Consider the following 11911-nt stretch of genomic DNA (forward strand, 5'->3'; position numbering starts at 1 on the left):
ATGATAAAATAAACATCGGTGTTATTGACAACTCCCCACAATGGACGAAACCCGCGCCCAAGCCTATCTGCAACTAATTCAAACACTCCTGACTTGCCCCAACGGTGAGAAACAGCAAATTTTACAGGCTAACTTAGAATTGGTAGATTCGGGGTTTCTGCAATTTTGCGAGGTAGTAGCAGAAAACTGGGCAGAGGAAGGACAGGAAAATCAGGCTAATTATTTACGAAATCTTGCCAGTCAGCTAGGGGAATTATTGGGATGAATGATGAGGGAGATAGCGATAACTCTGAAGGTGAAAATTCACCAGAGTATGCAAACTTTATCCTAGACTTATTGCAAGCAGAAGAAGAGAGCAACAGCGATATTAAAGTAATTTACCCCATGCTGGCCGGGCGGCAACATCTCCTCAATGACCGTTTTGCCGAGATTTTACAGCAAGTGGCCCGGAATTTAATTGCCGAACATCCCGAAGCAATTGAATCTATTCTCGGCCTCATTGGAAACTTGAGTAATCATATTAGTAACTTTGCGCTGGGAAAAAGAGCGAATAATCTTGAAATTGCCATTACTGGTTATCAAATACTTTTAAATAATTGGGAACCGGGAAGCGAAAATTGGGCAACGACGCAAAATAATCTGGCACTTGCCTACACTTACAGAATCAGGGGAGAGAAATCAGAGAATATCGAAAGTGCGATCGCATATTTCACTGCTGCATTAACTATCCGCACCCCCGATGCCTTTCCCGAAGATTGGGCGGCGACGCAAAATAATCTGGCAATTGCCTACAGTGACAGAATCAGGGGAGAGAAAGCAGAGAATATCGAACTGGCGATCGCATCTTTCACTGCTGCATTAACCGTCTACACCCGCGATGCCTTTCCCGAAAAATGGGCTATGACGCAAAATAATCTGGCAGTAGCCTACACTTACAGAATCAGGGGAGAGAAAGCTCAGAATATCGAACTGGCGATCACATCTTACAACAAGGCATTAGAAGTACGCACCCGCGATGCCTTTCCCCAAAATTGGGCAACGACGCAAAATAATCTGGCGGCTGCCTACTGTAACAGAATCAGGGGAGAGAAAGCAGAGAATATCGAACTGGCGATCGCACTTTATCACAAGGCTTTAACTATTAGCACTCGCGAGGCTTTCCCACAAGAACATACAGAGACTTTATCTAATTTAGGTAATTTTTACCGAAGTAACCAGCAATGGCAACTCGCTTATGATACCTATGCCGCAGCGATTGAAACAGTAGAATTTTTACGGGGCGAGATTCAATCTGGCGATGAAAGCAAACAGAAATTAGCCGAAGAATGGAATCAACTTTATCTGGGCATGGTGGAAGTTTGCATAGAACTCGAACACTACACCGAAGCGATCGAATACGTCGAACGCAGCAAAGCCCGCAACCTTGTAGAACTCTTTGCCAACCGTGACATCAAACCTAAAGGCAATATCCCAGAAACTGTTCTAAACGAATTGTCGCGCCTCAGTCGAGAAATTGAGGCCCAAAAGCGCCGACTGGAAATCGAACAAATAAACCGTAACAGCAAAGGTGGCATGATATCAGAAACCCGGCTTCTTGAAGAAACCCAGTTTCTGGGCAAGCGCACTCATATCAATCAATTACAGCAACAACTCGATGAATTGATTACCCACGATATCAAACCCATCGATCCTAACTTCAGCCTCACCCAAAAAGTTGAACCGATTCCCTACAGCGATATTCAAGCCCTCACAGCAGAAAATACTGCTATCCTTCAGTGGTACATCCTGGGCGACAAATTCCTCACATTCATCATCACCTCTCAATCACCAACTCCTATAGTCTGGCAATCTTCAACAGAAGACTTTGAAGCCTTAATAAATTGGGATAACGAGTATCGGAAAGACTACAAAGAGATAAAACCCCAATGGAAGCAAAAACTAGCCTCCCGCCTCCAAAACCTAGCTGAGATTTTGCATCTTGATCAGATTTTAAAGAGTATTCCGAAACCGTGCGATCGACTGATTTTAATTCCCCATCGCTTCCTGCATCTTTTCCCCCTTCATGCGTTGCCAATCTCCCACGAAAGGGATTTTGAAAGCGGATACACCGATGAAATCGATTCTTCTATCACTGTATCCCTATCTAAATCAGAATCGTGCCTTCTCGACTTATTCCCTGGTGGAGTCAGCTATGCCCCCAGTTGCCAACTACTGCAACAGGCGAAACAGCGACAACGCCCTAATTTCTCTCACCTATTTGCTATTGCCAATCCTACCAAAGACCGCTACTTACTTGAACTGCAAGCCGCTAACATCCGTCACAAATTCAAATCTAATGATTTCTTGGCAAAAGATGATGCTAATAAGAACGCAATTATAAACGCGAAACTCAGCTTTGCCAACTGCGCCCATTTCGGTTGTCACGGCGAATTTGAGCCTGACTCGCCTTTGGAATCATCCCTGGTATTCGCAAATAAAGAACGTTTGACACTCTTGGAAATCTTGAATCTTGACCTAAATCAATGTCGTCTTGTCACTCTCTCCGCCTGCGAAACTGGATTGACAGAATCCAAAACCAGCGATGAATATATCGGCTTACCTTTCGGATTTCTCTTAGCAGGTAGCCCTAGTATGGTCAGTACCCTTTGGAAAGTGGATGAACTCGCCAGCACTTTGTTACTGATTCGGTTCTATGAAAACCTAGAAACTCTATCAACGGTTACTGCTCTCAATGAGGCGCAGCAATGGCTGCGTAATTTGACCTCAGAAGGGCTAGAAGTCTTATTAGAAGACCTCAAACCCCAAATCGACCAAATATTTGAACAACTGCCTCTAAAGGAACGCACACGCTATGTTAATGCACCTCTGAAGGCTGCAAGTAACCGCAAGCCGTTTCCTTTTGTTGAACCTCATTACTGGGCTGGCTTCGCTGCGATCGGCGTTTAGCAATCCTGACAAAACTTGTCCAAATTTTTCGTGCTTATGTAAATAAGTACCAGTATTAATGGTACTCCTGCGTAAACGCCAGCAGTTATTAGCGAACCCAATACAACAGCAAAACCTTGACTCAATACGTCTTTAAAGGCTTGCGTACAAATATGAGGACGCAATTTATCTGCTGATTTTTCTAACCTGCTAGGTTCATTCGGGTCTTTTGCACCTAGATCGTTGTCTAATTCTCCTGACTCAATTGCTAAGGTTTCGGCTGCATATTCTAAATCGCCTTCACACTCTTGAAGTACATCAAGGGCTTTTAGAGCATCGGGATATTCTTGTAATTGGGAGCGATACTGTTCAATTTCTGATTGGGTAATGGTAGTCATTGGGATAATGGCGATCGATTAAATGAATAATTCTTATTTTGCCATAATTATCATACTTATTTTGTGCAGAAACCCGGCGGTTGAAATAGCATTGATACAAATGAAGAAATCCGGCGGTTAGAAACCGCGTCTACACAAACAATGTCCGCCTCCGCGGACTAATACAAAATTCGGCTGAAATATCCTGTTTATTTCTTAGTTTCAACCGCCGAATCACTAACTACCGGCAGCGACAAAGTAGATTCAGATTCTGCAACATTCAACTGACCGCCGCAAGAGCGCAATTCGTACAGTTTTGCATTAATTTGATACTCATATTGACTCAATAACCTTGCATAAATATAGCCAGCTTTTCCATCCAAAAAGCCTAGCTGAATAAAGTAAAATAAAATAAATCTGAGCATTGGTTTAAAAGGCAGCCTCACCCAAACTTTTTTGAGAAATCGCTTCCGCTGCACGGCATCTCCAAATAGGTGAGCGCCAATAGTGCCGCTGTCGTCGCGGCCTTCAATAATATTGTAATAAACGCGGGCTTCCCAATTTGAATATCTGTTGTGCCGTTCTATCCAATGAAATAAATCGCGATAATCCTCGTGGATCATATCATGTTTTAAGTAGCCGACTTGACCTGCTAAAATGACGTGTTCGTGAACTTCATTGTCACCTGTGTTGGGGACGGATTCAGTGCCGAGATTTTCGTAACGGCCTTTTTGATGCTTGAACAAACGCAAATTCCAGTCGGGATATCGGCCGCCGTAACGCAGCCATTGACCTAAAAAGAAGACTTTGCGGTTGAGGTAGTAGCCGTCAAAATTCGGATCGGCGATCGCCCGCGCGATTTCGTCCCAAAGTTCCGGGGGGATGCGCTCGTCGCAATCGACAATTAATACCCATTCGTTGCGAAAGGGCAGGTTGTCCAAAGACCAATTTTTCTTTTTCGGCCAGCGGTTGTCGAAGTAGAATTGTACTACTTTGGCACCGCTACTGATGGCAATTTCTACCGTGCGATCGCTGCTTTGGGAATCAACCATGAAAACTTCATCTGCCCTGGCAATGCTGGCCAGACACGCAGGTAGATTAAGTTCTTCGTCTTTTGCCGGAATGAGAACTGAAACCGGAATCTTTGATGAACTAGATGTCATAATCGAGTGCTTGAACCTGAATGCGGTCGAGTTATTGTGGATGAAGTGCGATCGGCCTTTTATAGCGCCGACGACTTTAACAGCGAGGGATATTGCCTATAGCCTAATGCCTGCTGGTCGATTTCGGTGGAAAGATCAGGCCCTGAAGGGCTGCACTTAAATAACCGATTTGACCCCAAGCAAAAACGAAATTTTCAAAGCGCAGCCCTGGATCTCTAATGTATTTAAAAGACTTGTATACACCCCTCAGTATTCTTTCACCGCCCCGTCCAAGCTGAGCAATACCTGCTCGATCGGACAATTGTTCCCGATAACACTCGCTGATGCCTTGCCACCAACCGCGATCGAGAAACCAAGCTTGCTTGAGCCTTTCTACAGCCACATTGTGCAGAACCAGGGCCTCGGGCAGATAAACCACTTGCCAGCCTAACTCTAATGCTAATTCTGTCGCGCGCAATTCTTCATTTGACAGCAACTTTGTGCCGACTCTACCGAGTTTGACATCGAAGCCACCAATTTGTTCGAGAAAAGCACGCCGGATCGAGTAGTTTACACCCCTGGGAGTCAAACCGGCAGCAGTTACGTACTGGCAAGTATCCCCTAAATCGTAAACTCCCAAGTTTTGGGCCAATCCGGGCGATAGCCATTTGGGTGCACAGACTCCACAAGGCCACAGCAAGTTAACTTTGCCGCCGGCTACGGCTAGTTTTTGATTGCTTTGATAGGCGGCGTGCAGCACCCTGAGCCAATTCGGCTCAGCAATAGCGTCGTCGTCGAGATAAGCTAATATTTCGCTGCGAGCTTCCTTGGCGCCGGTGTTCCGCGCTACTGACAGACCGATTTTGGGTTCCCAGACATACTTGAGGCGGCAGTCGGAGAGTCTTGCTTCTACCACCTCGCGAGTGCTTGTCGTGGTACTTTTGGGGCTGGCATAATCGTTAGAACCGTTATCCACTACTACTACTTCAAAGTTATCGGGAAAATCTTGTACCAGCAAGCTGTCGATCGCCCCAGCTAAATAGCTGGCGCGATTGTGAGTGCAAATTATGGCTGATATCTGAGGTTTGGGCATGGGGCATGGGGCATTGGGCATTGGGAAGAAGGCCCGCGCAGGGCATTGGGCATTGGGGATAGTCTCTATTTTTTGCTTCTTTTCTTCTCTCTGCAAATTGGTAAGGGCGTAACTCACTTGCTGGAAAACGGCTATGTTGGGAAATTTGATGTAGTTATTCTGATATTGTCCTATCAATGCTATTATCGCCTAAAAATCATTGGTAATCAAACAAATAACTAATAACCAGCAACCAATAACCAGCAACCAATAACCAGTAACCAGTAACCAATAACCAATAACCAGTAACCAGTAACCAATAACCAGTAACCAATAACCCTTCGACCCTTCGACTACGCTCAGGGAACCGCAAATAACCAATAACCCTTCGACCCTTCGACTACGCTCAGGGAACCGCAAATAACCAATAACCAATAACAAATAACCAATAACCAATGACTAAAATAATCTTAGTAACTGGGCCGGCTCGAAGTGGTAAAAGTGAATGGGCCGAAACTCTGGCTGCTGCTTCGGGAAAACAAGTAATCTATGTGGCTACTGGCATGGTTGATGAAACAGATTTGGAGTGGCTGCGCCGCCTCGAACAACACCGAAATCGCCGCCCGGTTCATTGGAAAACTCTAGAAGTGCCGATCGACTTACCGACATTTGTCCGCACTGGTAAACCATCGGATTGCTTGTTAATTGATTCCCTCGGAACTTGGACGGCGAATCTTTTAGAACAAGAAGCCACACTGTGGACTGCTGCACAGCAAGATTTGCTAGCGAGTTTGAAGTCAACTGCGGCCGATGCAATTTTTGTAGGAGAGGAAACAGGATGGGGTGTTGTGCCTGCTTATCCGGCGGGGCGGCTGTTTCGCGATCGCCTCGGCACACTCGTCCGTCAAATCGGGGCGATCGCCGATACTGTTTATCTCGCCACCGGAGGTTACGCCTTGAACCTGTCCGCTTTGGGTACGCCACTACCGCCCGCCAAGAATTAACAGACGGAAGCGCGATCGACTTTTAGAGCAAAAAGCTCGGTTTGCCCGCAGACAATTTTAACTAAAAATCAGCTATAATTATAATTAAGCTCGAAAACTCAAAAATCACATCAATCACTCCAAAAAAATACTCCATCGGGCAACCAGCACAACAATTTGACACCTAAAATAGTCGGCTTTTGAAAGAATGTCAAATATCAAATGTCTCTTGAGATAGAGATCAAATTTAAAGTTTAAAGTCTAAAATTACCAATGAATTGCAGGATTGAGTAAAAGCTATGGCATCAGAAAGTGAAGTCAGAAAATATATTGCTTACTGGTTTCAGTTAGGCAAAAAAGTATTTATTCGCAACGGTTCCGAAGCGCTGCTACCAAAATCGGTAATTGCGGGCGATCGCTACAGCAGGGAATTTGAAGAATGCTGGCAAAAAATCATCTCCTCCGACAGCGGAGACTCCTACCTGCAAGGCACCAACGAAACAATTGCCCAACTGCTGACACCAGCATGGGAAATCAGTCCCTGTGCGCGCTGCGCCATGCCCGTACCGTTGCGCGATGCTGGAATGCCGCCGGAGTTGTGTCCCTGTAACGACTTAGCCAACTGGCCCGATACCGAAATGCCCCGACCCCGATCGCCCGTCAGCACCAAATCGCAACTTTCAAGCATTCGCGATCGACTCCTCAGAACCGGCAGGGAGTGAAAATCGCGATAGGAGGGGAATCGGAGAGGGGGTGGCCAGAAATGGGGTTTTTCGCCAAAACAAGCGTTACAACCTTAGATACTCCACTAAAAAACCCGGTTTCTTTAGTCCTTTGCCAACTGACAACTGTCAACTGCCAACTGTCAACTGTCAACTGTCAACTGCCAACTGACTAACCAATTCGGTTTTCTCTATCTCACAATAGTGGCGAGAAGGCCACAAATTGTTACAATGTCTTTACAATGCTTCACACTAGGTCTGAGTTTATGGATGTCAAGACGGTATCGCCAGCCTCCCCGCCAACTTACTCAAATTCAGGGACTCACACTGCAATCGGCAATCTCAAAGAGGTAGAAACAGTTCCCCTGCAAGCAGTACAAGTAGAAATAGAAAGTCCCGCAGCGACTCCCGAACCGCTCAAATCAGCCAAAGATATCGCCTATGAGTTGGCCGGAGAAGCTGTGCGCTACGATCCAGTTGCGATCGCAGCCCAATACAAAAATCGCCCCCTGCAAGTCTGGAAAAGGCTGTTGAGCGTTGTTTGGACATTTTTTAGCTTCGCCTTCAGTTTGTGGTTTGACGGCAAAACAGGCCGCGTCGCCAAGAACCAAAAACGTCGCGCCGCCCGACTCAGAGACATTCTCGCCCAACTCGGCCCAGCTTTCATCAAAATCGGACAAGCACTTTCAACTCGCCCCGACTTAGTACCGCCGGTATATTTAGAAGAACTAACCACGCTGCAAGACCAATTACCAGCGTTTCCCAACGAAGTAGCATATCAATTTATACAAGAAGAATTGGGCGCACACCCCAAGGATATTTACGCCGAAATCACCGCAGATCCGATCGCAGCAGCATCCCTCGGACAAGTCTACAAAGGCAAACTCAAAACCGGCGAAACCGTCGCCATCAAAGTGCAACGACCCGGTTTAGCCGAAAACATCGGCTTAGATATTTACATCCTGCGGCGCGTCGCAGTTTGGGCGCAAAACAACTTCAAAATCATTCGCAGCGACCTCGCCGGAATTATGGACGAGTTGGGCGAGCGCATTTACGAAGAAATGGACTACACCCACGAAGGACACAATGCCGAACGCTTCGCCGAACTCTACGGGAATCTGAAGGATATTTACGTTCCCAAAATCTACTGGGAATATACCCGCCGCCGCGTCTTGACCATGGAGTGGATTACCGGCATCAAACTCACTAATTTAGAAGCCGTCAAGGCTCAAGGAATTGACGCTCCTTACTTAATTGAAGTGGGGGTGCAGTGTTCTCTCAGACAGCTTCTAGAACACGGTTTCTTTCACGCTGACCCGCATCCCGGCAATCTTTTGGCAACTCCTGACGGTCAGTTGGCTTATCTCGATTTCGGGATGATGAGCGAAGTCAAACCTTATCAGCGGTACGGCTTGTTGGAAGCTGTGGTGCATTTGGTAAACCGCGACTTTGAAGGTTTGGCCAGAGATTACGTGAAGTTGGAGTTTTTAACGCCAGACACGGATTTGACGCCAATTATTCCGGCTTTGGCTGGGGTGTTTAACAATGCTTTGGGTGCTAGCGTTGCCGAACTCAATTTCAAAAGCATTACTGACGAACTTTCGGCGGTGATGTACGAGTATCCTTTCCGAGTTCCCGCTTACTATGCTTTGATTATTCGATCGCTCGTTACGCTAGAAGGGATTGCCATTAATGTCGATCCAGAATTCAAAGTGCTGAGTAAAGCTTATCCTTACGTAGCAAAACGGCTGTTGAGCGACCCTGCACCGGAATTGAGAGCATCCCTGCAAGATTTATTGTTCAAACAAGGCGAATTCCGCTGGAATCGCTTAGAAAACTTGCTGAACAATGCCCGCGAAAGCGACGATTACGATGTGAGCAAAATCCTCAACCAAGCGTTAGAGTATTTATTTTCTCAAAGAGGAGATTATATTCGCGATCGGATTGTTGCTGAATTGGTGAAAAGTCTCGACACACTTTCGAGCAATGCTGTTGCTAACGCCAAAGCAGTCGTCGGCGAATGGTTTGGAGTCAAAGCAAATCAACCTGTAGTTTCACAAACCGAACAAAAAAACCTCGAACACATCAAGCGGATTTGGGATATTTTGCAATCAACTCCGGGTTTTGACGGCATGAAAGTATTGCAACTACTGCCGCAATTATTAGTGAAACCAGAAGTGCAGAATATGGGCCAGCAAGTCGTCGGCGGTTTAGCTCAAAGAGCAGTTGCTAGATTAATTCGCGAGTTTTTGCTTTCCGAAAAACCGGCAGCTATTCCTGAAAATGGCAGCTATCCTCATACTTCGCCTCAATTGTCTTTGCCGGCGGCGAAGTAGTTAGATCGGGAGTTGGGAACCGCAGATGTTAGCGGATGAATACGGATGAACGCAGATGAAATGATATCAATTCCGGCTGCACCGTCAGGTGATGTTGACTGTAGACTGTAGACTGTTAACTGTTGACGGTTTAAACAATACCGATGCAACCGGAAACGATATCAGCTCATAGTGCGATCGTAAAAAAAAGAAAGTCCAGGCGCAACAATCAGATAAAAAAAGGTACGTAGTTGCGCTTAAGCGCTGTTCTATCTATGAAAGTCCAGGCGCAACAATCAGATAAAAAAGGTACGTAGTTGCGCTTAAGATCTGTTCTATCTATGAAAGTCCAGGCGCAACAATCAGATAAAAAAGGTACGTAGTTGCGCTTAAGCGCTCTTATCTTATATACAAGAGTTCGGACAGTTTTAGCTTTGATATAGTGTCCGAAACCATTACTGGCTATGTAGTGGACTATTTTTTTAAGGTTTAAGTCGATCGCACTCGTTGCTTAAAATGCGTTAAAAATGGCAGGGCTTCCTCGCCATCGGCTTACAGGGCCGTTAAAAAACTGTCCGAACTATTTTTTTCAGAAAATAAACAAATTTATTGAATTAACTGCAACGATCGCCCTGCTTGTGCGTGCGCTATCATGGACGGATTCACAGAAAAGCCTCGATGGGGAGTCAACCTATGCAAGCAATCCTTTTAAGCCGTGAAGAAGTTGCGAAACGTGCCAAGCAATTGTATGAAAGCACCATCCGCGAAAAGGTAGAAGTGGAAAAGAACATCGGCAAGATGGTAATCATCGACATTGAAACAGGTGATTATGAAGTCGATAAAACTGGATTGCAAGCCTCCCGTAACCTTAGCAAGAAGCACCCAAACGCTAGACTATTTGGTATTCGTATTGGATATAACGTTGCTGTCTCATTTGGTGGTGTCATGGAGCGTGTATACAAGTGATTTCTGGGATTGTGACAAATAGACACGCAACTGTAACGCTGACTTTCTTGCTACCGAATGGCTCAAGCCTCCCTATTGAGTTTGTGATAGATACAGGCTTCACTGGGGAATTATGTCTTCCTCTAGAAGCTGTTTTATTGATGGGCTTAACCTTTAGACACGACACTCCTGCAAATTTGGCAGATAACAGTGAAGTCTTGCTACCAGTTCACGAAGCGATCGTCCTTTGGGATGGTGAAGAGCGAGAAGTCCTTGTCCTTGCCACAGGAAGGCGACCTTTACTTGGAACTTCCTTGCTGGATGAGCAAGAACTTGTTATTCAGTTTACAGAAGGTGGGTTGGTGACGATCGATGAGTTGTAGCTGTCGTCAAGGTTGCAAGTACGCTCTTTCCTCTAGCTCGACAATTTACCATTTACAAGTTTGACAAAATTATGTCACTTTTTCTCACCGACAGGGCGATCGGGGTGGTTTATTCTTTGAGTTAAAGCAGACAACAAGCTGTTCAGAATGTTCGGAGTTAAACCGCAGATGTGCGGGATAAGCCAACTAGGAATAGTATTGTACCGCATCTGCGACACAATTATAAGTTAGACAGCTTAGGTATTGGTAGGGACTAACTTCAAGGTTGTCAGAAAATTAGGTAAAATTAACGTTAGATCCCCTACACCTATGGACAGATGGCATCTCCCCAATCAGAAAGCGTTGGTTATACCAGTAGGATAGATAGTCAAGCCCTCTATTTTGAGGGTGCAATTCTCTTACAGCGTCAACTTTTATCAACAGGCATCGAGCTTGCTCATTTTCGTCATTCATCGGACAGCATACCCACTGGTGTTGAGCAACAGCACGTCATCTTAATTCATACAGAGGTATCAGCGGGTACACAAGTAGAGCAAACCATTGATGGGCAATATCAGACGGCAGAAATGAGAGTTGGGGATGTTATTATCGTTCCAGCTCACTCTACATGCAGTAGTTCTTGGAATCGAGAACACTCATACTTGGCTCTCATGATTAAACCTGATGTGTTTGAGAAGCGGCTTAGAGAACACGTTGCGGGAAATTCGATTGAACTCTTATCCCAATTCATGCTTTCAGACTCACTGCTGTTTGGAGTTGGGAACGCATTAAAGCAAGAGTTACAAACCTCTGGACTCGGTGGACAACTCTATATTGATGCGTTGCTAGGAGCATTGTTTGCCCATCTATTGCAGTACTACTGTGCTCAGAAACCGATTCATGAATCGTATGTCGGTGGACTACCAAAGTATAAACTGCAACAAGTTGTGGATTACATCCATGCTCATCTCGATCGGGAGCATCCCACTTTTGCAATCAGTATAAATACTCAGACAATTGTCTGTCTGACTAAGTTGATGGCATAATAGAAAGCAAATAAATTACCAT

General features: G+C 45.5%; 11 protein-coding genes. 8 read left to right on the forward strand and 3 right to left on the reverse strand.

The genetic code is table 11. The features are described 5' to 3' along the window. The first annotated feature begins 40 nt into the window (after positions 1–40). Positions 41–265 carry a hypothetical protein gene (locus tag JGK36_RS04320; RefSeq protein ID WP_293178746.1) on the forward strand — a complete coding sequence of 75 codons (225 nt, stop codon included), beginning with the start codon at positions 41–43 and terminating at the stop codon, positions 263–265. Further along, complete coding sequence (locus JGK36_RS04325; RefSeq protein WP_293178744.1) at positions 262–2946, forward strand: CHAT domain-containing protein; 2685 nt, start codon at positions 262–264, stop codon at positions 2944–2946. Before JGK36_RS04320 ends, JGK36_RS04325 begins: the two co-directional genes overlap by 4 nt. Here JGK36_RS04325 and JGK36_RS04330 read toward each other — a convergent pair. The 3 genes from JGK36_RS04330 to JGK36_RS04340 all read right to left on the reverse strand — a co-directional run bounded on the left by JGK36_RS04330 (position 2943) and on the right by JGK36_RS04340 (position 5537). Then, positions 2943–3323, reverse strand: coding sequence for a hypothetical protein (locus JGK36_RS04330; RefSeq protein WP_293178742.1), 381 nt, complete (start codon positions 3321–3323; stop codon positions 2943–2945). The two genes, JGK36_RS04325 and JGK36_RS04330, sit on opposite strands and share 4 nt — an antisense overlap. Positions 3324–3511: 188 nt before the next feature. Continuing rightward, positions 3512–4465, reverse strand: coding sequence for a glycosyltransferase family 2 protein (locus JGK36_RS04335; protein ID WP_293196172.1), 954 nt, complete (start codon positions 4463–4465; stop codon positions 3512–3514). A 103-nt stretch (positions 4466–4568) separates the two neighbouring features. Then, positions 4569–5537, reverse strand: coding sequence for a glycosyltransferase family 2 protein (locus JGK36_RS04340; protein WP_293178833.1), 969 nt, complete (start codon positions 5535–5537; stop codon positions 4569–4571). 434 nt (positions 5538–5971) lie between these two features. On the opposite strand from JGK36_RS04340, the gene cobU reads away from it, so the two are divergent. The 6 genes from cobU (at position 5972) to JGK36_RS04370 (ending at position 11889) form a co-directional block, all read left to right on the forward strand. Next, a complete protein-coding gene (cobU, locus tag JGK36_RS04345) occupies positions 5972–6520 on the forward strand; it encodes a bifunctional adenosylcobinamide kinase/adenosylcobinamide-phosphate guanylyltransferase (protein WP_293178740.1) in 549 nt (182 codons plus the stop codon). Between the two features lie 278 nt (positions 6521–6798). Continuing rightward, positions 6799–7221: a hypothetical protein gene (locus tag JGK36_RS04350; protein ID WP_293196174.1), complete on the forward strand. Its 423-nt coding sequence runs from the start codon at positions 6799–6801 to the stop codon at positions 7219–7221. Positions 7222–7487: 266 nt separating this feature from the next. Then, positions 7488–9557 carry an AarF/ABC1/UbiB kinase family protein gene (locus JGK36_RS04355; protein ID WP_293178830.1) on the forward strand — a complete coding sequence of 690 codons (2070 nt, stop codon included), beginning with the start codon at positions 7488–7490 and terminating at the stop codon, positions 9555–9557. Positions 9558–10229: 672 nt separating this feature from the next. Continuing rightward, positions 10230–10502, forward strand: coding sequence for a hypothetical protein (locus JGK36_RS04360; RefSeq protein WP_293178736.1), 273 nt, complete (start codon positions 10230–10232; stop codon positions 10500–10502). Between the two features lie 11 nt (positions 10503–10513). Next, positions 10514–10864: a clan AA aspartic protease gene (locus JGK36_RS04365; protein WP_293196176.1), complete on the forward strand. Its 351-nt coding sequence runs from the start codon at positions 10514–10516 to the stop codon at positions 10862–10864. 317 nt (positions 10865–11181) lie between these two features. Further along, on the forward strand, positions 11182–11889 hold the full coding sequence (locus tag JGK36_RS04370) for a hypothetical protein (protein WP_293178732.1): 708 nt from the start codon (positions 11182–11184) through the stop codon (positions 11887–11889). Positions 11890–11911: the final 22 nt, after the last annotated feature.

The sequence above is a fragment of the Microcoleus sp. PH2017_35_SFW_U_B genome (assembly GCF_020737865.1).
Taxonomy (GTDB): domain Bacteria; phylum Cyanobacteriota; class Cyanobacteriia; order Cyanobacteriales; family Microcoleaceae; genus Microcoleus.